The sequence below is a fragment of the Thioclava sp. JE_KL1 genome, from assembly GCF_009296265.1.
Lineage (GTDB): Bacteria > Pseudomonadota > Alphaproteobacteria > Rhodobacterales > Rhodobacteraceae > Thioclava.
On record NZ_WBJS01000007.1, the window covers coordinates 96484 to 118677 of the forward strand.

Consider the following 22194-nt stretch of genomic DNA (forward strand, 5'->3'; position numbering starts at 1 on the left):
GAACTGAGCTATTCGGCTGCGTGCAGCCGCACGGGGGCCGGTGCCGGTTCGGCCTCTTCGCGGGCCTTCCGGCGTCGCGCCACGGCCTTCGCGCCGAAATTGTCGCGCCCGTAGGCGAAGGCGAATTGCAGCGCGAGCCCGCCGAAGATCAGCAGCGTATCCTGCCAGAACCCGCCCGGATGCACCTGCTTCAACGTCTGGCCCGCGATTGCCAGCACCGTGCCGAGTGCGAAGATCGGCAGCGAGTGACGTCCCAGCATCCGGATCGGCTCCAACACGCGCGCCTCGGCGATGCGCGGGATGATCCCCGGCAGCGACAGGATGTAGGCGAGCGCCAGCAGGTGCGACAGGCGCGGCAGCGACACGAAGGTCTTGTCGAAACCCGCGATGAAGAAGGGCACGTTCCATTGGCGCAACTGCCAGACCGCGTGGCCGAAATTCTTCAGCATCCAGCCGTTGTGGATCCACACGAAGGTCAGCGCCAGCCAGCCCGCCGCGAGCGCGATGATCCAGCCTTTCACCGGCACGAGCCGCTTGCCTTGGCGCAGCGACAGCCCGGTCAGGATGCCGAGGCTGAACACCAGTTGCCACGCCAGCGGATTGAAGAACCAGCCGCCTTCCATCGGATAGTTCGGCAGGTTCAGCCGGAACAGCCCCGTCGCCACCCAAAGCCCGACCGAGGTCGCCAGCAGCGCCAATTTGCTGCGCTGTCCAATCCGGATCAGCGCGGGCGCCATCAACAGGAGCGCCATATACATCGGCAGGATGTTCACATAGCCCAGCTGGTGGCCCAGCGTCGCGATCCCGATCAGGAAGCCGAACGGGTCGGTGCCATAGATCTTCATCGCGTTCTTGGACAGCATCGCCTCGTTGCCCCAGAACTGCACGGCGGCCGAGACGATGGCGATCGCCCAGACGGCGGTCAGGATATGCACGAGATAGAGAAGCCACGCCCGGCCCCAGAGCCGCGAGGTGCCTTCCCAGTTCAGCCCCTTCGCGAGCGCCGGACCGTAAGCCAGTGCGGCGGCGAGGCCGGACATGAAGACGAAGCCCTCCGCCGCATCCGAGAAGCCCAGATTGCGGGAGGTGAAGTTCTCGTAAAGATTGCCCGGGATGTGATCGATATAGATCATCACCAGCGCGAGGCCGCGGAACAGATCGATCCGCAGGTCGCGCCCGGGTTTCATCAGCGCGATATTACGCATGTGCGGGGCTCCGGTGAGGGGCGTCCGCGAAGCCGGCGCGGTCGCCCTCGGGGGTCGGGAAAGCGTTTTCCCAGCGGGTGAAGATCGCATCGTGCAGACGCAGGATGCGCGGCGTGTCGATTTCGCTCGGTACCAGCATCAGCTGCGAGCGCGACGGCTGCGACGACCACGAGATAAGCCACGGTGCGGCGATCATCGGCAGCCCCACCGGCAGCAGCCAGAACAGCAGACCCGGCGCGAGCCACCATGTGACGGCAAGGCCCGCAGCCCCGATGGCGACGATCCACCACGCCGCGTTGAACCCGTCGGCCACGCTCAGCCGCCCGTCACCACGGTTGTTGGTGGGCCAGCCGCCATCCGCGCCGAACAGCACCTGAAAGACCGAGCGCGTGGCGAAGGCCAGTAGCACCGGAGCCGTGAGCGAGGAGAACAGCAATTCGCCCAGCGTCGAAGCGAAGGCGATGTTGCCGCCGCCGAAGCCCCGCGCGGTGCCGTTCATCGCCGCACGCGCCGCGATCAGCAATTTCGGCACCAGCAGCAGCCCGAAGATGCCGATGGCGAGGCCGATCGCTTTCGAGGCCTCCGACGGCGGGAAATAGGGGAAGGGCCAGTAGGGCTCGGGGAAGTAATCCGGCGGTGGCACGAACAGGGGCGCCGCGACCGAGGCCACGAGAAAGCCCAGCCAGAACAGCGGCGCGATATAGGCCATGATGCCCTGCGCAAAGACGAACCGCGACCAGCCGCGCAGCCCCGGTGCGCCGATGATGCGCGCATGTTGCAGGTTGCCCTGACACCAGCGGCGGTCGCGCTTCGCGTGATCGACGATATTCTCGGGGCCTTCCTCGAAGGAGCCTTCCAGATCGTCGTCGAGCCGCACCAGCCAGCCGTTGCGCGCCAGAAGTGCTGCCTCGACATAGTCATGGCTCATCACATGCCCACCGAAGGGCGGTTGGCCCGTCAACGCGGGCAGGCCGCAGCTTTCGGCGAAAGCGCGGGTCCGGACGATGGCGTTGTGGCCCCAGAACGGGCCGGTCTTGCCCTGCAGCATCGCAAGGCCGCGCGCGAAGACGGGCGAGAAGAAGCTGGCCGAGAATTGCATCGCACGGGCGAAGCGCGAGCTTCCCCGCACCACTTTCGGCAGGGTCTGCAACAGGCCGAGACGCGGTTCGGCCTCGATCCGGCGGATCATCTGCAGGATCGTCTCGCCTTCCATCAGGCTGTCGGCATCAAGGATCAGCGCGAAATCATAGGCCGCGCCCGAGCGGGTGATGAAATCCTCGATATTGCCGGCCTTCTTGCCCACGTTGTTGGTGCGGCGGCGATAGAAGAACCGGCCAAGCGCGTCACGCTCTTCCACGAGATGGGCGAAAACCTGCACCTCGCGCTGGGCGATGTCGTCCTTGCGGGTGTCCGAGAGGATCGCGAAATGCACCTCCGCGTCGTCGCCGGTCGCGGCGAGCGAGGCATCCATCGCGGCCACGCGCGAGAAGGTGGAGACCGGGTCTTCGTTATAGACCGGCACCAACACGACCGTACGGCCTTGGATGCGCGCATGCGGGTCCACACGCGGCGGCGGCTCGGCGCGCGAGGTCAACCCGATCAGAGCCTGCACCGCGCCCCAGGCGAGCCAGAGCGTCGAGATCAGGATCAGAAGCGCGCGCACGACGTCGAGCGTCTGCAAGCCGTCGGCCTGGCCGAACTGAATGAACAGAACGAAGGCGCCGATACCCGCAAGCGCAGCGAGCCCGAGCGCCAGAGCGCGCAGGCCGATCAGCAATGCGCCGCGAGGACGCGCGAGCGCGGACATGTCAGGTGCCTTCCCCGACCGGGCGGCGGGTCAGCATCCGGGCGAGCCGGGTGCTCAGCCGAAGATCGGGTTCGATCTGTTGGGCAGGCATGGCCATCGGGGCCACCGGCAGCGCGGCGGGCCCGGCAACGAGGTCTTCGGGCGATAGCCGGCGCTGGGCGCGCGGCTGGTCGGTCAGCGCCGGCACTTCCGGCAGCGTCAAATGTGAAATCATGTTTTGGTCCACTGGTAGAGCCAGGTCTCGGAGAGGTTCCGTCCAAAACCGGCAAGAGTGGCAGAGAGTTCCACGGGCGCGTCGCCATCGGCGGAAATATCCAGCACGAGACGCCAGACATTGTCCTGTTCGACCTTCGAAAGGGTCTGCGTTTCGATCTTGCCCTTGTTCGCGTGGGTGACCGGTTTGATTTCGTCGACGGCCGAGGCCGGCAGGCGCGAAATCTCTCCGCCCTTGAAATCAATGACGAATTTCCGGGTGCCCTTGGTGTTCTCGACGCCCGAGACACCGCCGGTCCCGGCCCATGTCTGGTCCACATAGGCACGCTGATCGCTCGGATCGGGGGGCAGATCGCCCCATTCCAGCCGATAGGCGAATTCCAGCGCATCGCCTGCCTTTGCCGGAGCTTCGGGCACCCAGAAAGCGACGATATTGTCGTTCACCTCGAGTTTCGAGGGGATCTCGACCAGCCGAACCATGCCCTTGCCCCAGTCGCCCTGCGGCGTCACGCGGACCGAGGGGCGGCGCTCGTAGCGGGCCGAGGCGTCCTGATAATGATCGAATTCGCGCTCGCGCTGATAGAGGCCGAAGCTCTGCGGCGCACTCTCGGCGAAATAGGAGGAGGCGAGCTTGTTGGGGTTCTGCAGCGGGCGCCACAGCTTGTCGCCATCGGCCTGTTCGATCGCGAGCCCGTCGCTGTCATGCACGCGCGGACGGTAATCGTCGAAATTATGCCGGTTGCGCGGTCCGTAAAGGAACATCGAGGTCAGCGGCGCGACGCCGAGCTGCTGGATATCCTCGCGGATGAAGAGCCGCGCGGTCACGTCCACCGAGGTCGCCTCGCCCGGGGTGATGACGAATTTGTAGGCCCCCGTCAGCGAGGCCGAATGCATCTCGGCGAAGACGGTGATCGAGGTCGCGCCCGAGGCCGGGGTCTCGACCCAGAACTGGGTGAAGCGCGGGAATTCTTCGGCGACGGAGACGCCGGTGTTCACGGCAAGCCCGCGGGCCGAAAGGCCATAGGCCGAACCCCGGCCGAGCGCGCGGAAATAGGACGCGCCCTGGAACGCGATCAGTTCGTCCATGACATCGGGGCGGTTGAGCGGCGTGTTTAGCCGGAAGCCCGCGATGCCCGGCAGATCGGCATGTTCGGGGACGATCTTGCGGGCTTTGCTCTGGTAGATGAAATCGTCGGTCGAGAAGTTCATCGGGCTCGCTTGCCCGTTTTCGACGCTTGAGAGATGCACCGGCTCTTTGAACAGCCAGCCCAGATGGAAGGCCTGCAACTCGAAGCGCGTGTCTTCGATATTCTCGAAGCGCGACTTGTCCGGGTCGAAGCGGATCATCCGGTAGCTGTCGTAATCCAGCTTGCTCAGGAAATCGGCCGAGCTGGTCTCGGGCGGAACGGCGTCTCCCTTCGCGGCCTTCTGCATCCGTGCCGCGAGATCGTCGAAAGAAAACGGCGATTGCTGCGGTGCGGCGGGGGTCGGGGCGGGCGCGGTGGAGGGTTCGGCCGGGGCGGCGCTATCTTGCGCGCGCGCATGACCGGGCCAGCCTCCCGCGGCGGCGAACGCGCCAAAAGCGGAACCGGCGGCGAGGAGCTGTCGGCGGGAGAATTGGGGCACTTGCACAGTGCGGGGATTAGGCATCTGTTTCCCTGCGATTACAGTCGCTTCGCACGGAGAAAAACCACCGTGCTGCGTTTTGCATAGCCACATGCCTGGAAAAACTGCAAGAGGGTAAGCGAGGCCGCTCGGGCGGACAGGGCCGAGCCATGCGATTCTCGCATAACATCGCCCATCCATGCATCGAAAAGCGCGATTTCCCGCCGATTCAGCGACATTTGTGCTGCAGAATGCCGCATGTGCAAAATGGCGGGAGAGGGGCCGATCGGTGCCGCTTTGAGGCGGCCTCCGCACAATGCCTTGCGATTCTACTCAGGAAACGCCGTCGCGAAGCTTGACAGACATGCCCCCTGTGCGCAGGTAAAGTAATGCTTGCGCGGGGGGAGAGTGCGGTCGCATCCATCGCCCCAAGGCCCGCCAAAGAACGGACCGGAGAGAAGATGTCGCCTGCCTTGATCGCCGCTTTGCCCTTCCTGGGCGCAGCCATGCCGTCGATCCTTATCCGCACCGGACGCACCAATGCCGCCGCGGTTTCGGCCCTGTTCACGGGGCTGGCGCTGCTCGGATTGTTGCTGAACCTGCCGACCGTAATGGCGGGTGGTGTCGTCGAGACCAAGATCGACTGGCTGCCCTGGCTGGGCCTGAACGTGAATTTCTGGATCGACGGTCTGGGGATGCTGTTCGCGACGCTGATCCTCGGGATCGGGCTGCTGATCATCCTCTATGCGCGGTTCTACCTGTCGAACAAGGATCCGGTCGGTCAGTTCTACACCTATCTGCTGCTATTCCAGGGCGCGATGGTGGGCATTGTGCTGTCCGACAATATCCTGCTTTTGCTGATCTTCTGGGAGCTGACCTCGCTTAGCTCCTTCCTGCTCATCGGCTATTGGAAGCACCTGCCCGCGGGCCGTCAGGGCGCGCGCATGGCGCTGACCGTGACCGGTCTGGGCGGCCTGTCGATGATCGCGGGGATGCTGATCCTCGGAAATATCGCGGGCAGCTACGACATCTCGGAGATCCTGCAGCACAAGGACGCCATTCAGGCGAGCCCCTATTACATCCCCGCGCTGCTGCTGATCCTCGGCGGCGCGTTTACCAAATCCGCGCAGTTCCCGTTCCATTTCTGGCTGCCGCACGCGATGGCGGCGCCGACGCCGGTCTCGGCCTATCTGCACTCCGCCACGATGGTGAAGGCGGGGCTGTTCCTGATGGCGCGGATGTGGCCAGTGCTCTCGGGCACGCCGGAGTGGTTCTATATCGTGGCGAGCGTTGGCCTGATCACCATGCTGATCGCCGCGAAAATCGCGATCTTCAAACACGACATGAAGGCGCTGCTGGCCTTCTCGACCGTCTCGCATCTGGGGCTCATCACCTTCATGCTGGGGCTGGGGACCGAGGCGGGTGCGTTGGCCGCCGTGTTCCACATCATCAACCACGCGACCTTCAAGGCGGCGCTGTTCATGTCGGCGGGCATCGTCGATCACGAGGCCGGCACGCGTGACCTCACCCGCATTTCGGGGCTGCGCAAGCTGATGCCGATCACCTTCGTGATCGCGACCATCGCGGCGCTGTCGATGGCCGGTATTCCCTTCTTCAACGGCTTCCTGTCGAAAGAGATGATGCTGGAGGCTGCCGCACATACGAAGTGGCTCGACAATAGCTGGCTGATCCCGGTGCTGGCCACCATCGCAGCGCTGTTCTCGGCGACCTACGCCTTCCGCTTCATCAGCCACGGCTTCTTCGGCCCGCCGCCGGAGGATCTGCCGAAGACCCCGCATGATCCGCCCTTCGGCATGTGGATCAGCCCGGCTTTCCTCGCCTTCCTCGTGATCGCGATCGGTCTGTTCCCGATGGCGGTGGCGGGCGGCTATGTCCAGATGGCGACCAATGCGGTCGTCGGTGGCGGCTATCACATGCACGAGCTGAAGATCTGGCACGGCGTCACGCCCGCGCTGATCATGTCGGCCATTGCCGTCACCGGCGGTATCGCTCTGCTCGTCGCGCATCGCCCGTTCCAGCGCCTCTGGGACGCGACCCCGCGCCCCGAGGCCAAGGTGATGTTCGACTGGGTAGTCACGAAGGTGCAGAGCCTCGCGGCGTGGATCACCCAAGGGCTGCATACCGGCGCGATGGCGCGTTACCTGATGTTGTTCACGATCACCGCGGTCGGCGTGGGGCTCTATGCCTTCATGAGCGGCACGCTAGGGCCGCAGACCCGTGCGCTGACGCCGGTGAACGGCGCGGCGGTGACCTCGTGGCTGCTGCTGCTGACGGCCACGATGTGTATCGTCGCCTTCCATCACAACCGCATCCTCGCGCTGGTGCTGATCGGGATCGTCGGCCTGACCGTCTCGATCTCCTTCATCTTCCTCTCGGCGCCCGACCTCGCGCTGACGCAGATCTCGGTCGAGATCGTGACGACGGTGCTGATGCTTCTCGCGCTGAACTTCCTGCCCAAGATCACCTCGATCGAATCCAGCCGGATGAAGATCGGCTTCGACGTCGGGCTTTCGGTCGCGGCGGGCGTCGCGGTCTCGGGGCTGATCTATGCGCTTCTGACCCGCGATTTCGCCTTCCCGACGATGTCCGGCTACATGCTCGACAACAGCTACAACCTCGCGGGCGGGGACAACGTGGTGAACGTGATCCTCGTGGACTTCCGTGGCTACGATACGTTCGGCGAGATCACGGTGCTCGGCATCGCCGCGCTGGTGATCTTCGCGCTGACCGAGGCGCTGCTGCAGGGGGCCTCCTCGCGCAAGCTGATCGCTTGGCGCCCCGACGTGCCGCGTGGCGGCGACAAGCACCCGCTGATGCTGCTGATCGTGACGCGGGTGATGATGCCGATCGCGCTGGTCGTGGGGCTCTATATCTTCCTGCGCGGCCATAACGAGCCCGGCGGCGGCTTCATCGCCGGTCTCGTCGTCGCGATCGCGCTGGTGACGCAATACATGGCTTCGGGCTTTGCGTGGACGCAGGCGCGCCAGAAGGTCTATTACCACGTGCTGATCGCGTCTGGCGTGCTGGTCGCGGGGATCACCGGGGCCGGGGCCTTCTTCAACGACATGCCCTTCCTGACCTCCGATTTCGGTTATGTGAAGCTGCCCGGCCTCGACAAGTTCGAGCTGGCGACCGCCGCGGGCTTCGACCTCGGCGTGTTCCTCGGCGTCGTGGGCTCGGTGATGCTGGCGCTTGGCGGGCTGAGCCGCCTCGCGCGCCGCGCCGCAATGGGCGAGGAAGGCGGCGAGGAGGGCGCGCATATCGCGGCCGAGAAGCCGGAGGCCCGCGTGCTCGCGCCGCTCTCGGCCGGGCCCTATCCGCCCGAAGCCAAAGTGCCGCGCCGCTGGTGGAAGACCGCCCGCGCCGCGCGCGAAGCCACCCAGAACGAGCGTGACACCGTGCACGAGAACAAGAAGACCAACGGGGGCGATCACTGATGGAAGTGCTCGTTGCATCGGCCATCGGCGTGCTGACCGCCGCCGGCATCTACATGATCCTGCGTCTGCGCACCTTCCCCGTGGTGGTGGGCATGTCGCTGCTGTCCTACGCGGTGAACGTGTTCCTGTTCGCCACGGGCCGTCTGGTGATCAACCAGCCGCCGATCCTGCGCGACGGCGTGACCTCCTATACAGACCCGATCCCGCAGGCGCTGGTCCTGACCGCGATCGTGATCTCCTTCGGGATGACCGCGGTCGTGGTGATGCTCGCGCTTGGCGCCTTCATCGAGGCGGGCAATGACCGCATCGACCTCGAGGAAGAGGAGGACGGCCAATGATGGAGCATTGGATCATCGCGCCCGTCCTGATCCCGGCGATGCTCGCGCCGCTGATCGTGCTGTGGATGCGCTACGATCTGGTCACGCAGCGCGTGGCCTCGATCCTCGGCATGTCGGCGCTTCTGGTGCTGGCCATCGTGCTGATGGTGTCGGCGTCGATGGGCCCGCCCGAGGTCTATCGCCTCGGCAACTGGGAGCCGCCCTACGGCATCGTGCTGGTCCTCGACCGGCTGTCCGCGCTGATGCTGCTGCTGACCTCGATCCTCGGCCTCGTGATCGTGCTTTATGCGATCGGCTCGGGCTGGGACAAACGTGGCTGGCATTTCCACTCGCTGATGCAGTTCCAGATGATGGGGATTAACGGCGCCTTCCTTACGGGCGACGCGTTCAACCTGTTCGTCTTCTTCGAGGTTCTGCTGATCGCCTCCTACGGTCTGATGATCCATGGCGGCGGGCGCGCGCGGCTGAAATCGGGCGTACAATATGTGGTCTATAACCTCGCAGGCTCCACGCTGTTCCTCTTCGCGCTGGGGACCATCTACGCGACGGCAGGCACGCTCAACATGGCGGATCTGGCGGTGAAGGTGGCCGAGATGCCGACCGAGCAGACGGCGCTGATCAAGGTCGGTGCGGCGCTTCTGATGTTGGTCTTCGCGGTCAAGGCCGCGCTGGTGCCGCTGCAATTCTGGCTGCCCGCGACCTACACGAACGCGCCCGGCCCGGTGGCAGCGCTGTTTGCAATCATGACCAAGGTCGGCACCTACGCAATCGTCCGCGTCTATACGCTGATCTTCCCGATCACCGGCACGATCGGCACGCTTGCCCATGACATCCTGCTGCCTTCGGCCTTCCTGACGATCGCGATCGGGATGATCGGCATTCTCGGCGCTCGCGATATGGGCCGCACGGTCGCCTATGCGGTGATCGGCTCGGTCGGGACGATGATGCTGGCATTTGCGCAATTCACCCAAGGCGCCACTTCGGCGGGCCTTTACTACATGATCCACTCGACGCTGACCGCCGGCGCGATGTTCCTGATCGCCGATCTCGTGCGCGAGCGGCGCGGGCGCTGGGGGCTCGGCTTTACCGATGCGCCACTGATGAAGAACCACGGGCTGATGGCGGGCATGTTCTTCATGGGCGCAATCGCGATGGCCGGGATGCCGCCGCTCTCGGGCTTCCTCGGCAAGCTGATGATCCTCGATGCGACGCGCGGCCAATGGGCGCTTTGGGCGACGGTTCTCGTGACCTCGCTGATCGCCATCGTGGGCTATGCCCGTGCGGGTAGCCAAGTGTTCTGGCGCTCCTACGCGGTCGAGGCCGAGGAGGACGATCTGCCGCCCGCGCCGAAGGATGCGAGTTCTCCGGGCCTCGCCTTTACCGCGACCGGTATCCTGCTGGCCGGGTCGGTGGCGCTGACCGCGCTGGCCGGACCTGCGAGCACCTGGCTGCAGGGCACCTCCGCGCAGCTGTTCACGCCGTCGCAATATATCGACGCGGTTCTCGCCGGCGCGGAAGAGCGCGCACAGGAGGCGGCACGCATCGGCGCCCATGAGCATGGCCATATGGAAGTGAGCGAGGAAATGCAGGCCGAGGACGGCCATGGCGGCGACACCAGTGCCGCCGACCCGCATGCCGACGCTCAGCCCGCCGATCAGGCCGACACCCACACCGGAACCGAGACGGGGCAGGACGCCCCCGCCGCGGCGCATTGAGGGGAGCAAAGAGATGATCCGCAAGATCCTTCCCCACCCCTACCTGACCGTCACGCTGGTGATGGTCTGGCTGATGCTGGCCAATAGCTACACGCTCAATTCGCTGGTCTTCGCGATCCTCGTCGGTCTCGTGATCCCGTGGATCACCGCACCCTACTGGCCCGCGCGCCCGCGTTTCGCGAAGCCGCTGAAGATCATCGAGTACATCTTCATCGTGATCTGGGATATCATCGTCGCGAATATCACCGTGGCGAAGATCGTGCTCTTCATGCCCAATTCCAAGCTGCACCCCGCCTGGGTCACGGTGCCCCTCGACATCGTCACGCCCGAGGCGGTGACGGTGCTGGCGGGCACGATCACGATGACGCCCGGGACGCTGACGGCGGAGCTGGCCGCCGACGGTCACTCGCTGCTGGTCCACGCGCTGCATGCGCCCGACGCCGACGAGGTGCGCGACGAGATCAAGTCCCGCTACGAGGCCCGCCTGAAGGAGATTTTCGAATGATCACCTATGCCCTGATCTTCGCCATCGCCTGCTATTCGCTGGCGCTGCTGTTCAACCTCTACCGGGTCGTCAAGGCGCCGGGCGTGACCGATCGGGTCCTCGCGCTCGACACGATGGCGATCAACGCGATCGCGATGATCGTGCTGTTCGGCATCTGGGAGGGCACGGCGCTCTTCTTCGAAGCGTCGATCCTTTACGCAATGACGGGTTTCGTGGCGACGGTCTCCTTCGCCAAGTTCATCCTGCGCGGCGACATTATCGAGTGAGGGCGTGATGGAACTGTTCTGGGACATCCTGATTTCCGCGCTGCTCGTGATCGGCGGCATTTTCGGTCTCGTCGGCAGCTTCGGCCTAGTCAAACTGCCCGACCCGATGACCCGCCTGCACGCGCCGACCAAGGCCGCGACGCTGGGCGTGGGCGCGATCCTGATCGCCTCGATGGTCTGGTTCGCGGTGAAGCAGGGCCACCTGACCCTGCACGAGCTGATGGTCACCATCTTCATCTTCCTGACGGCCCCGATCACCGCGCATTTCATCTCGAAGGCCAATATCTTCCGCGACTGGCCAGCCGAGAAACTGCCGAAGCCCGCAGGCGAGGGCGACTGGGCGGTGCACACCGCCGACGCCGATACCTCGAAGGGCGAGCTGGCGGTTGAGCGCGAAAAGAACATCCCGCACGAGAACGACTGACGACGAGAACGAAGGACTGCCCCTGACGTTGCGAAACGCTTTGACGCGCGCGTAACCCGTGGCAGGCTTATCCGCGGAGGAGATTTCGGGAGACTTTCGCGATGCGGATGCGGCTGATGCTGTCCCATCTGTCGATCTGGGTGATGATCGCAGTCGTCGCCGCGGCGGCCTATTGGACCGCGCAGGGGCCTTGGTGGCTCTGGGCGGTTGCGCTGCTGGGGATCCCGGCGCAGATGCTCAACGAATACGGGCTGCATCGCTATATTTTCCACATGGCGCCACCGAAGCGGCAATGGGCCTTCAACTGGCTCTACCGGGTGCATTATGGCCACCACGAATTCCCGACCTGCTGGCCGCTTCTGTTCGCGCCGCTCTCGGTGATCGTGCCGGTTCTCGTGGGCAATACCGCGCTTCTCTGGGCGGTGCTGTCGCTGATCGGCGTGCCGTATGCGTTCGATATCGCCGTGGCCGTCGTGCCGCTTGGCGGCGCTGCGACCTTCCTCGCCTATGAATGGTTCCACACCACCGCCCATGTCACCGTGAAGAAGACCGCGATCGAGCGCCATGTCTCGACGCTGCACAACCAGCACCATTTCCGCGACTTCTCGAAATGGTTCCACGTCACCGCGGGCGGCGAGGTGATCGACCGGCTGATGGGCACCGCGATTTCGCGCGATCAACTCAAGACCCAAAGCCGCGTCGAGTTCATCCGCACGCTGGGCCTGCGCCCCGACGACCCGCGTCTGATCGCGGCGCGGGAGAAATTCGCGCCGCGCTTCGGGATCACCGAGGCAGAGGTCTCGCGGGCGGGGCATGTTGGAGGGGGCGCTGCCCCCGCGCGCTGACGCACGCCCCCCGGGATATTTCCGCCAAGAGGAAGTTAAACCTTCCGTAACCAGAATCGCCTGACCCTGATTTCGCGGAACAGGCGGGGACGCCGATGGCCGCGCAAGGGGAAGCGCCCGGCCTGCCGCTCGCAACCGGGTTCGAGCCGGGCGTTTTTCTTCCTCTTGGGACAAATATCCCGGGGGAGGCCGCAGGCCGGGGGCGGAGCCCCTTACAGGTTATCGGTCACGCGGAATCCTTCGGGGATCGTGTCGCGCCCCTCCAGCACCAGATCGACCATCACCTCGGCCACTTTCGGCGCCATGCCGAAGCCGATCTTGAACCCGCCATTGGCGATGAAATGCCTTGGACGGTCGGGCCAGTCACCCAGCATCGGCGCGCGCGACTTGGCGCGCGGGCGCACCCCGGCCCAACGGTCGATCACCGGGGCTTCGGCGAGGGGCGGGCATAGCACGCGGGCCTTCTCGATCAGCGCGTCGAGTTGGGTGTCGGTCGTGTCTGGGGCGTCGAATTCGCGCTCGGAGGTCGACCCGATCGCGACCGTGCCGTCTGAATGGGGAATGATGTGGAGACTCTCCGCGAAGAGTTGCGGCACGTCACCAGCCGCGTATCGGAAGAGCGCCGATTGGCCCTTCACGCCGGTGCCGACAGTTTTGCCGACCACCGCGTTCAACTCTGCCAGACCTTCGGCGCCGGTCGCGTGGATGACCGGACCAACCTCCTCGGCCTCGCCGATCACGATCTCCGCGCCCATCGCTTTGAGCGCCGCGACCAGCGCGGCCCCGGCGGCGCGCGGATTGGCGCGCGCCGTGAGCGTGTCATGGATCACGAGCCCGGTGGGCGAGGGGGGCGCGAAGGCGCCGAATTCCGCAGCCTCGGCCACGCGCCATGTGGCGAAGCCCTGCCACAGCTCGGCCGCCCCTGCCGCTCGCTCTTTGGCGCGTGCGATCTGCGCCTCGTCCGCCAGCGGCTGCAGCCGCCCGAGACGCGCATAGCCCGGATCGCCGCCACCGATGCGCTGCACGTCCGCCCAGAAGGCTTCCGCCATGCGCAGGCTCTCGAATTGGAACTGTTTCTTGGGGTTCCAGTTCTCCGGCACATGCGGGGCGAGCGCGCCGACATGGCCGCCCGAACTGCCCGCACCGATGCGGCTGCGCTCGATCAGCCGGACCTTCGCGCCGCGCTTTGCTGCCTGATACGCGATCGCGAGGCCGAAGATGCCGCCGCCGCGCACGGTTATGTCGTGTCTGCCGCTTGTCATTTCGCGCCTCCTGCTTCAAGGCTGGGCCGGAGACTGTGGACTATCCCCGATGAACGCCCCTGACCAGAGCAAAGCCGATCTCGATTGGCGCGATGACCTTGTGCCGGTCTCGCGGCGGTTCGACGATCCCTATTTCAGCCTTGCGGGCGGTCTGGACGAGACGCGGCATGTGTTTCTGGCGGGCAATGATCTGCCCGCGCGGCTGCGTCCCGGCTTTCACGTGGCCGAGCTGGGCTTCGGCACGGGGCTGAACCTGCTGGCGCTGCGGCTGGTCTGTCCCGAGGACTGCCCGATCCGCTTCACTTCTTTCGAGGCCTACCCGATGGAGGCGGACGAGATCGCACGGGCGCTGGACGCATTTCCGGAGGTCGCGCCCGTGGCCGGTCCTTATCTGAAAGCCTGGGCTGCAGGGCAGCGCCAGTTTCAACTCGGTCCGATCGCGGTGGAGATCATCGAGGGGGACGCCCGCACGGCGCTTCCCGCTTGGGCGGGAAAAGCCGATGCGTGGTTCCTCGACGGGTTCTCGCCCGCGAAGAACCCCGAGCTTTGGGGCGACGATCTGATGGCCGAGGTCGGCGCCCATACGGTGCCGGGCGGCTCCTTCGCGACCTATACGGCGGCAGGCTTCGTGCGCCGGGCCCTCGAGGCCGCGGGCTTCGAGGTCAACCGCAGCCCGGGTTTCGGGCGCAAACGCCACATGTCGCGCGGGGTGAAACATGGTTGAACAATCGACCCGCCGCGGCATCGCGCTGATGGTCGCGGTGACCTTCATCTTCGCGCTTCAGGACGGCATCTCGCGCCATCTGGCCGAGACCTATAATGTCTATATGGCGCTGATGGTGCGGTTCTGGTTCTTCGCGGCCTTTGTTCTGGTGATCGCGGCGCGCAGCCCCGGTGGGATCAAGCGGGCGACCCGCTCGGGCCTGCCTTGGGCGCAGGTGATCCGCTCGCTCATCCTGATTACCGAAGTGGTCGTGATGGTGCAGGCCTTCGTCTATCTCGGGCTCGTCCATTCCCATGCGGTTTTCGCCTGCTACCCGCTGCTGGTTGCGGCACTGTCCGGGCCGGTGCTGGGCGAGAAGGTCGGCTGGCGGCGCGTGGCGGCGATCGGGGTCGGCTTCATCGGGGTGCTCATCATTCTCAAGCCCGGCTTCGGCGTCTTCTCTCCCTACGCGCTGATCCCGCTGGCGGCGGCGACGCTGTTCGCGCTCTACTCGCTGATGACGCGCTATGTGGGCCGCGTGGATCCGGCCTCGGTGTCCTTCTTCTACACCGGCGTGATCGGGGCGCTGGTGATCACGGCAGTCGGCATCTGGCACTGGGAGAACATGATCGCGTCGGACTGGGCGTGGATGGTCGTGCTGTGCTTCACCGCCGCGACCGGGCATTTCCTGCTGATCAAGGCCTATGAAGTCGCCGAGGCCTCGGCGATCCAGCCCTTCGCCTATCTTCAACTGGTCTTCGCCTCGACGCTGGGCGTCGTCGTCTTCGGCGAGTCGCTGGAGTGGAACGTGGTGATCGGCGCGGGGGTCGTGGTCAGCGCGGGGCTCTTTACCCTATGGCGCGCGCGGGTGGCCCAAGAGGCGTGACCGCCTCTTTCGGCTTGGTTCAAATATCCCGGGGTGAGGCCGTCAGGCCGAGGGGGCAGCGCCCCTATCCTCTTTTCATTTGTCGCCCTGCGGCGACGGGGGCAGCGCCCCTCAATCTTTCACTTCACCGCGCAGGATGTCGGTGAACTTCACCTCAGCCTTGCCAAGCCGCGCGCGGTAGGGCGGGATCGCCTCGGAGACGCGCATGACGTAGTTGCGGGTCTCGGTGAAGGGTATCATCTCGACCCAGTCGATCACGTCGACCGTGCCGATCCGCGGATCGCCGCGGTCCTCCATCCAGCTCCGCGGACGTCCGGGCCCGGCATTGTAGCCCGAGGCGACCAGCACCGAAGACGGCCCGAACTCGTCGCGCAGCTCGGCCAGATAGGCGCCGCCGAGCTTGAGGTTATAGGTCGCATCCGTCGTCAGCCGCGCCTTCTCGTAGGGCAGGCCGGTTTTATCCGCCATCATCTTCGCGGTGCCGGGCATCAACTGCATCAGGCCCTGAGCGCCCACTGGAGAGCCCACGCCGATCGCGAACTGGCTTTCGCGCCGGGCGACCGCGAGGACGACTTCTTCCGGCACGCCCAGATCATGGCTCGTCAGCCCCGGGATCGGCCAGAGCGCCTGCGCGATGATCTCGCCCTTCAGCGCGGCGCGTTTGCCGATGATCAGCGCCAGATAGGTGTCATCCTCTTCCAGCGCGTACTTCGTGAGCGCGCCGAAATTCCCCGGCCCGAGGCTTTCCTCGAGGTGCAGAACGAAGCGCGCGCCCAGCTCGTTTTCCCCCGCCTCGTAGAGAAGCTGCGCGGCTTTGAAGACGGAAGAGTGGCGCAGCTTGTAGCGCCGCCAGTCGGGCAGCTCGGGGCCCTTGGCGAAATTCGCGGGCAGGGACAGGTTCAGCCGCTCCGCCGACAGCAGCCCGTAATAGGCGTCCTGATTTTCCGCGCCTTTGCGCCATGCGGCCTTGGCTTCGTCGCTGCGGCCCAGAACCTCCAGCGCGCGGCCTTGCCAATACCATGCCCGCGACGACGAGATCGGCCCGTCCACCGCTTTCTCGAGATTGTGGAAATGGCTGTAGGCCGTATCGGCACGGCCCAGTTTCAGCGCGGCATAGCCCGCGACCCATTCGAGATCGGCGTAATCCGCGCCGCCCGGTTTCAGGTGGTGCGAGGAGGCCAGATCATAGGCGCGTTGCGTATTGCCCGCGCGCAGGTCCCAGCGCGACTGATAGCCGCGGAGCGTCGCCCAAAGGTCGGGGTCTTCCAGATCGATTGCGGATTTCGACCGCTCGAGGATCAGCTCTGCCGCGCCGTCTTCCAGCCCGGCGCGCCAGCGCCACATTGCGCGGTCGCGGGCAAGCCCTGCGGAACGCTCGACCATGTATTGGGGCACGGCGGCGACGAGATCGTCCACGCCCTGCTCGCGCGCCTGCAGGGCGATCCGCGCCTCGGCCACAGCCTTGGTGCCGGGCGTGACCAGACCGATCATCCGGCGCGCGTCCGAGAGATGCCCGCGATCGAGCATGTTCTGCATCCGCCCGCCATGATCGGCGGAGATGAGCGACGGGTAGTCGGCCAAGAACTTCGCCTGCTCGTCTTCGTCCATTGGCAGTTGGCGCCATGCGGTCTTGGCGACCTCGGCCGCCAGCGTCTTCTGGCCCAAGGCGAGATGCGCACCAATCAACGCCAGTGCGCCGGTGCCGGTCTGCGGCGGGCCGAGCTCGAAATAGGCGATCACCTCGCGCGGCGGGATGCCGTCGAGCGTGGCCTCGCCCTTCTCGCGCAGCCACGGCATGCCGGGCCAATCGGCGCGGCGGGTGGCGAAATCGAGATAGTCGGCGAAGTCTCCTTCGCCGTCGCGCAGGCGTTTCCACTCGATGACATCGAAGCCCAAAGGACCGACGCGGCGCGCGAGATTTTCGGCCTCGTCCCAGTTGCCGGAATTGGCCGCGGCGAAAGCATCGGACAGCGCCGAACTCGCGGCGCGAAGCGCGGCCGGCGAGAGCGCGAAACTCGAAGCCGCAAGTGCGGCGAGGAACTGGCGTCGGATCATCATGGCTGCTCGTGGTCGCGGGTTTGTCCCTTTGCTACGGGCCTCTCACAGATGGGGATGAATCACAAGTTGGCAACCGTCGCGCAACCGCCTATAACCCGGCCGATTTCCGCCGGGACGACTCACCTTCCCGGCCCAACAAAAAAGGAGCGTGTCATGTTCAAAGGGTCTCTTCCCGCACTGGTCACGCCGTTCAAGGACGGCGAACTGGATTTGGACACGCTCAAGAAACTCGTCGAGTGGCATATCGACCAGGGCAGCCACGGCCTCGTGCCGGTCGGCACCACCGGTGAAAGCCCGACGGTGAGCCATGCCGAGCATATGACCGTCATCACCGAGGTCGTGAAAGCCGCGAAGGGCCGTATCCCGATCATCGCGGGCGCGGGCTCGAACTCGACCGCGGAAGGCGTTCGACTGATCCAGCACGCAGCTGAAACCGGGGCCGATGCGGCGCTCGTCGTGACGCCTTACTATAACAAGCCGACGCAGCGCGGCATGATCGAGCATTACCGTGCGCTGCACGATGCCTGCGAGCTGCCGATCGTGATCTACAACATCCCCGGCCGCTCGGTGATCGACATGATCCCCGAGACCATGGGCGAGCTGGCCAAGCTGCCGCGCATCGTCGGTGTGAAGGACGCGACCGGCAAGCTGGAGCGTGTCTCGATGCAGCGCGCGACCTGCGGTCCGGATTTCATCCAGCTGTCGGGCGAGGACGCGACCGCGCTCGGCTTCAACGCACATGGCGGCGTGGGCTGCATCTCGGTGACTGCAAACGTCGCGCCGAAGCTTTGCGCCGAGTTCCAGGAGGCGACGCTTGCGGGCGATTACGCCAAGGCGCTGAGCTATCAGGACAAGCTGATGCCGCTGCATATGGCGATCTTCCTCGAGCCGGGTGTTGCGGGCGCGAAATACGCGATGTCGAAGCTGGGCATGTGCTCGGCCGAAGTGCGTCTGCCGCTGACCGAGCTTCTGCCCGAGACGAAGACTGCGATCGACGCCGCGATGGCGCATGCGGGTCTGATCTGAGATCCCAATCCAAGCGAACAAAGAAAAACGCCGGCGCGATTAAGTTCGCGCCGGCGTTTTTCTTTGAAGGGGAAGCTTATTGCAGAGCGCTGCGCAGATCGTCCATCGCGACGGAGCTGAATTTCTGCGGCTGTTCCGACGTGCTCGGCGCGGCGGGTGCAGCGGGCGCTGCGGCTTCGGGGGCCGCGTGTTCGACTGCCGGGGCCGGTTGCGAGGCCGTGGGCTCCGCCTTCGCCTCGAGCCGCGGTGCCGCCGTATCGGTCGGCGCGGGCGCATCGGCCATCGGCTGCAGATAGGCGAGGGTTACGGTGATCCGGCGGTTGGAGGGATCGCGGGGTTCTGCCGGTTTCAGCGGATCGGTGTCCGACAGGCCCGAGACGCGGGTGATACGCTCCGGAGCGACCCCAGCCGTCACGAGCGCCCGGCGCGTCGCATTGGCGCGGTCCGAGGATAGTTCCCAGTTCCCGTAGGTGCCGCCCGCTTTCTGATAGGGCACCGAGTCGGTGTGGCCCGCGATCAGCACGTCATTGGGCAGATCGGAGAGGGCCCGCCCGAGCTGATCCATCAGCTTCAACGTCGGCCCGTCGATCTTCGCGCTGCCCGAGGCGAACATGGCTTTGCCAGCCTGATCCACGACCTCGATATTCAGCCCGTCCGGCGTGCGCCGGAACAACACGTTCTGCTGCAGCGGGCGAAGGTCCGGGACGTGCTGGATCGCTTGCGTGATCCGGGTCTGAAGCGTCTCGAAGCGGGCGTCGTCGATAGCATGCGGCGTGGCGGCGGCTGCGGTCTTGGCGTCGGTTGTGTCGCTGGCTTTAGTCGTGGCCGTTGCCGCAGCTGCGAGCTTGTCCGTCGTCGCGTCGGGCATGGTGTCCTCAGACTTGCCGGAGGCGTTCGCCATTTCGGTGGACGGTTCGGTCGCGCTTCCGACACCGGGATTGGCGGGGATGGCATCATTGGCACGCGAGGCGTTCAGGACGCCTTTCGGCCCGATCGTCTCGCCAGCGAGCGGACCGGTGCCACCGGGCGCCTGCATCGAGATTTTCGCCGGCGCGAAGTAATCGGCGATCCCGGTCAGTTGGTTCTCGTCGGAAACGGACAGGATCCACATCAGCAGGAAGAAGGCCATCATCGCGGTCATGAAGTCCGCGTAGGCGACTTTCCACGCTCCGCCGTGATGCTCGGATTCGTGATCGTCATCGCTCCGCTTCACAATGATCGGCGCTTGGTTCGACCGTGCCATGGATTGCCCTTTCCCACCTCGCCGACCGGAGCCAGCTGTATTCTCAGGGCATACGTCTTCTGCAGCCCCTGACTGTGGGTTGTCGGATTAAAAATGGGCCAAAAGAGGGCGATAATCGTTCATGATCTGGAAACAAAGCCGCGCGATGGTGGCTTTGGAAGCGTTTTCGGGCGGCGCGCGTTGTGCGGCCCGCGCGCGCTCAGGCGTCGTGAAGCGAAGCTTCGAGGTCGTCGCGGCTGTGCTTGCCTAGGCCGACTTTCTTGGCATAGGCCGCTTTGCGCGCCGAATAGCTGGGGGCGACCAGCGGCATATCCGCGGGCAGATTGAACAGAGTTCGATACTCGTCTTCGCTCAGCCCGTGTTCCGAGCCGAGATGGCGTTTGAGCATCTTGAAGCCGCGCCCGCAGCACAGGCAGAAGACCTTGTCCTCGGTCACCGCGTCTTCAATAGGAAGTGCGGGTTGCGGCCGCGTGGGACTGGCGCTCGCGGCGACCGTATCCACTGCGTGAGAGGCGCTTGCCTCGCCCAGCTCCTCGCCAAACTGCGCGGAGAGCTTCGCCACGAGGTCGACCACTTGATCCGCCGTTACATCCGCGCGGGCGGCATAGGCGGCAGCCACTGTCGCGATAATGTTAGCTGCATCCGTGGGCCGATCCTTCGACATGTGGTCTCTCCAATGCTTAAATTTTGCACTATCCCCGGATTAGTAGAGAAAGTTACGTGCAACATGCGTTTCTGTCAACAAATGCGAGTGTCTGTGCTTGGGTTTCCTGCAAATACATATTTTCTGCGCAGGATTGTTCTGTTGAGTGCTTCGACTGTCCTGGCGGTGATCAATGCAATTTGTCGCGCGTGCGCCAACGATGCTTGGCGAGCTGATAGTCCGGAGCGCTCGTAGGATAGTCCGGCGGCAAATCCCATTTGGCGCGATATTCCTCGAAGGTCATTCCGAGCAGGTTTTTAAGATGACGCTTCAACATCTTGATCGGGCGGCCCGTCTCCAGGCAGATCAGCCGATCAGGAAAGACACTCTCCGAAATCGGCACTGCCGGGGTGCGGGAAGTCGCTGGCTCGCCGGCGCAAGCCGGGGATTGTTGCGTCATGTCTACTCTCACATGGTTTTGTTCTTAGGAGAAAGATTGAAGAAATTCTTAAAGTTAGGTCAAAGAAATCCAATTTTTCCGCTGAACGTCCGTCGATGCGTCCTATTTCAAGGCATAGGCTGGACTTGTCTGGCAAAAACACGTGAATTATCGCATATCGCAGGGATAATAATTCGAAAATGCAAAGATGTCAGGCTCGGCGGATTTACGCTTCGCCTTCCAGTGTGACGCTCGGTGTTATTCGAAAGTGACAGTGCGACGGGGGAGGGCGTAAGACCGTGTCTCGCCCCGAAAGCGCTGAGGGATACGGGGAGTTGCCTTTTGTTTGGCTCAGACGCCATGCGAAGACAGAACGTCATCATCGTAGCGGAAGAAGGCGCGAAGCAAGGACAGTTGTCCGACTTCTTTCGCGCGTGCTGCGGCTGGGAGGCTTTGCCCTTCGCGACTGCGATGGAAGCGGAGCAATATATCCTGCTGCATGGACCCCCATGCATTTTGCTGATCAGCCTCACCGACGCAGAGCGTGCCGCCGATCTGATCCGAACTGCGCGCGTCAGTACGAAGGAGAGCCTGATCTTCTTCGTCGACTCAACTCCGGACGGAGAGCTTGCTGCCGAGATGATTCTGGCGGGCGCCGATGATGTGATCCGACAGCCTTATTCTCAGAGGGAATTGGCCGCGCGTCTCTGGCTTCGAGCGGGCAACAGTCTGCCCATCAGCTTCCCGAGCGAAGAAAAGCGGGTCGCTCGCCTCAAGATCGACGAGGAAAACCGCCTGACCGGCCCTGATGCCGTCGAGGCGGTGCAGCTTACCCCCACGGAGGGGGAGATCATGATCGAGCTGATCCGGAGCGGCGGACGAATCGTCACGCGGGACGCGCTGTCGCGACGAATCGACAACTGCATGTGGGTCTATGGTGATCGCAAATTCGACGTTCACATCACCAAGATTCGCAAGAAGCTGCGTGACGCGTTCGGCGAGAGATATGTCGTGGAAACAGTGCGTTCGGCTGGTTACTCGTTCTACGAGATCCCCGTCGGGAAGTCGCGCAGCCTTGCAACTTCAGATTGAGTTATTGAGCCTCTGGGACTGTTTTAGCGGTAGCCGCTGTCAAGCTATTAATTGTTAACATCTCGGCGACTGATCGTGAGCACACAATCTGTGGTCGCACCATCGACAAGCTGTGGATGGTTGAGGGGGTGCCTACAACCGATAGTGTTTGAACCTATGAAAAATAGGCTTTCCAACACTTCGCCCGTTGTCGGTCTGGGGATAACTTGGCGGTCACCGGCTCGCCACCTTCACGTAGAATTTATCCTTACTCGCCTTACGGTTTAACAATCCTTAACCTTACCGGATCGTGAATCACTGGTAATCTGCCGTTACTGGAATTTGGGGACTCGGGGATTAGGGATGTCCATGAAAAATAACGATTTGTTAGCGCAGATTTGGGAAGGTTCGGTGACGCAAGCGTCATCGGGCGCAGGGTCTCAGGGAAGTTTGGTGGCGGCTGCGCTTCTGCCTGCGCACAG

20 protein-coding genes are annotated in these 22194 nt (G+C 64.4%); 11 read left to right on the top strand and 9 right to left on the bottom strand.

The annotated features are described in order from the left end of the window. Positions 1 to 8: 8 nt before the first annotated feature. The 4 genes from F8R15_RS14515 to F8R15_RS14530 are packed head-to-tail and all read right to left on the bottom strand — an operon-like array spanning position 9 to position 4875. The gene (locus F8R15_RS14515) at positions 9 to 1205 is read right to left on the bottom strand and encodes an OpgC family protein (protein WP_172976236.1); all 1197 of its coding nucleotides are present in this window, start codon (positions 1203 to 1205) and stop codon (positions 9 to 11) included. Further along, the gene (gene mdoH / locus F8R15_RS14520) at positions 1198 to 3012 is read right to left on the bottom strand and encodes a glucans biosynthesis glucosyltransferase MdoH (RefSeq protein WP_152845069.1); all 1815 of its coding nucleotides are present in this window, start codon (positions 3010 to 3012) and stop codon (positions 1198 to 1200) included. Before mdoH ends, F8R15_RS14515 begins: the two co-directional genes overlap by 8 nt. Before the next feature lies 1 nt (position 3013). Further along, the gene (locus tag F8R15_RS14525; protein ID WP_078540302.1) at positions 3014 to 3226 is read right to left on the bottom strand and encodes a hypothetical protein; all 213 of its coding nucleotides are present in this window, start codon (positions 3224 to 3226) and stop codon (positions 3014 to 3016) included. Then, entirely contained in the window at positions 3223 to 4875 is a 1653-nt protein-coding gene (locus F8R15_RS14530) for a glucan biosynthesis protein (RefSeq protein ID WP_152845070.1), read from the bottom strand. The genes F8R15_RS14525 and F8R15_RS14530 overlap by 4 nt, the downstream gene beginning before the upstream one ends. A gap of 416 nt (positions 4876 to 5291) precedes the next feature. On the opposite strand from F8R15_RS14530, the gene F8R15_RS14535 reads away from it, so the two are divergent. The 7 genes from F8R15_RS14535 (at position 5292) to F8R15_RS14565 (ending at position 12381) form a co-directional block, all read left to right on the top strand. After that, positions 5292 to 8288: a monovalent cation/H+ antiporter subunit A gene (locus F8R15_RS14535; RefSeq protein ID WP_152845071.1), complete on the top strand. Its 2997-nt coding sequence runs from the start codon at positions 5292 to 5294 to the stop codon at positions 8286 to 8288. Next, positions 8288 to 8626 carry a Na+/H+ antiporter subunit C gene (locus F8R15_RS14540; protein ID WP_078522021.1) on the top strand — a complete coding sequence of 113 codons (339 nt, stop codon included), beginning with the start codon at positions 8288 to 8290 and terminating at the stop codon, positions 8624 to 8626. Before F8R15_RS14535 ends, F8R15_RS14540 begins: the two co-directional genes overlap by 1 nt. Then, a complete protein-coding gene (locus F8R15_RS14545; RefSeq protein WP_152845234.1) occupies positions 8626 to 10341 on the top strand; it encodes a monovalent cation/H+ antiporter subunit D in 1716 nt (571 codons plus the stop codon). The genes F8R15_RS14540 and F8R15_RS14545 overlap by 1 nt, the downstream gene beginning before the upstream one ends. 13 nt (positions 10342 to 10354) lie before the next feature. Next, the gene (locus tag F8R15_RS14550) at positions 10355 to 10846 is read left to right on the top strand and encodes a Na+/H+ antiporter subunit E (protein ID WP_078522020.1); all 492 of its coding nucleotides are present in this window, start codon (positions 10355 to 10357) and stop codon (positions 10844 to 10846) included. After that, complete coding sequence (locus tag F8R15_RS14555; RefSeq protein WP_078522019.1) at positions 10843 to 11112, top strand: K+/H+ antiporter subunit F; 270 nt, start codon at positions 10843 to 10845, stop codon at positions 11110 to 11112. Before F8R15_RS14550 ends, F8R15_RS14555 begins: the two co-directional genes overlap by 4 nt. Before the next feature lie 7 nt (positions 11113 to 11119). Next, positions 11120 to 11536: a Na+/H+ antiporter subunit G gene (locus F8R15_RS14560; RefSeq protein WP_078545094.1), complete on the top strand. Its 417-nt coding sequence runs from the start codon at positions 11120 to 11122 to the stop codon at positions 11534 to 11536. A gap of 101 nt (positions 11537 to 11637) precedes the next feature. Then, positions 11638 to 12381, top strand: a complete 744-nt coding sequence (locus F8R15_RS14565; protein WP_152845072.1) for a sterol desaturase family protein — start codon at positions 11638 to 11640, stop codon at positions 12379 to 12381. Positions 12382 to 12593: 212 nt separating this feature from the next. On the opposite strand, the gene F8R15_RS14570 is transcribed toward F8R15_RS14565, so the two are convergent. Next, entirely contained in the window at positions 12594 to 13643 is a 1050-nt protein-coding gene (locus F8R15_RS14570; protein WP_152845073.1) for an FAD-binding oxidoreductase, read from the bottom strand. A gap of 49 nt (positions 13644 to 13692) precedes the next feature. Between F8R15_RS14570 and mnmD the strand changes: the two genes are divergently transcribed. Next, positions 13693 to 14367 carry a tRNA (5-methylaminomethyl-2-thiouridine)(34)-methyltransferase MnmD gene (gene mnmD / locus F8R15_RS14575; RefSeq protein WP_152845074.1) on the top strand — a complete coding sequence of 225 codons (675 nt, stop codon included), beginning with the start codon at positions 13693 to 13695 and terminating at the stop codon, positions 14365 to 14367. After that, positions 14360 to 15232, top strand: a complete 873-nt coding sequence (locus F8R15_RS14580) for a DMT family transporter (RefSeq protein WP_078604361.1) — start codon at positions 14360 to 14362, stop codon at positions 15230 to 15232. Before mnmD ends, F8R15_RS14580 begins: the two co-directional genes overlap by 8 nt. 111 nt (positions 15233 to 15343) lie before the next feature. On the opposite strand, the gene F8R15_RS14585 is transcribed toward F8R15_RS14580, so the two are convergent. Continuing rightward, the gene (locus tag F8R15_RS14585) at positions 15344 to 17290 is read right to left on the bottom strand and encodes a lytic transglycosylase domain-containing protein (protein WP_152845075.1); all 1947 of its coding nucleotides are present in this window, start codon (positions 17288 to 17290) and stop codon (positions 15344 to 15346) included. 153 nt (positions 17291 to 17443) lie between these two features. On the opposite strand from F8R15_RS14585, the gene dapA reads away from it, so the two are divergent. Then, on the top strand, positions 17444 to 18316 hold the full coding sequence (gene dapA / locus F8R15_RS14590; RefSeq protein WP_078522012.1) for a 4-hydroxy-tetrahydrodipicolinate synthase: 873 nt from the start codon (positions 17444 to 17446) through the stop codon (positions 18314 to 18316). A 76-nt stretch (positions 18317 to 18392) separates the two neighbouring features. Here dapA and F8R15_RS14595 read toward each other — a convergent pair whose 3' ends face one another. The 3 genes from F8R15_RS14595 to F8R15_RS14605 form a co-directional block, all read right to left on the bottom strand. Continuing rightward, on the bottom strand, positions 18393 to 19559 hold the full coding sequence (locus tag F8R15_RS14595; protein ID WP_152845076.1) for a flagellar motor protein MotB: 1167 nt from the start codon (positions 19557 to 19559) through the stop codon (positions 18393 to 18395). 199 nt (positions 19560 to 19758) lie between these two features. Next, the gene (locus F8R15_RS14600) at positions 19759 to 20223 is read right to left on the bottom strand and encodes a MucR family transcriptional regulator (RefSeq protein ID WP_152845077.1); all 465 of its coding nucleotides are present in this window, start codon (positions 20221 to 20223) and stop codon (positions 19759 to 19761) included. 169 nt (positions 20224 to 20392) lie between these two features. Beyond that, positions 20393 to 20662 (bottom strand): MucR family transcriptional regulator, encoded by a 270-nt coding sequence (locus tag F8R15_RS14605; protein WP_152845078.1) that lies wholly within the window; start codon positions 20660 to 20662, stop codon positions 20393 to 20395. A 321-nt stretch (positions 20663 to 20983) separates the two neighbouring features. Here F8R15_RS14605 and F8R15_RS14610 point away from each other — a divergent pair, with 321 nt between their 5' ends. Further along, positions 20984 to 21733, top strand: a complete 750-nt coding sequence (locus tag F8R15_RS14610; protein ID WP_152845079.1) for a winged helix-turn-helix domain-containing protein — start codon at positions 20984 to 20986, stop codon at positions 21731 to 21733. Positions 21734 to 22194 lie beyond the last annotated feature (461 nt).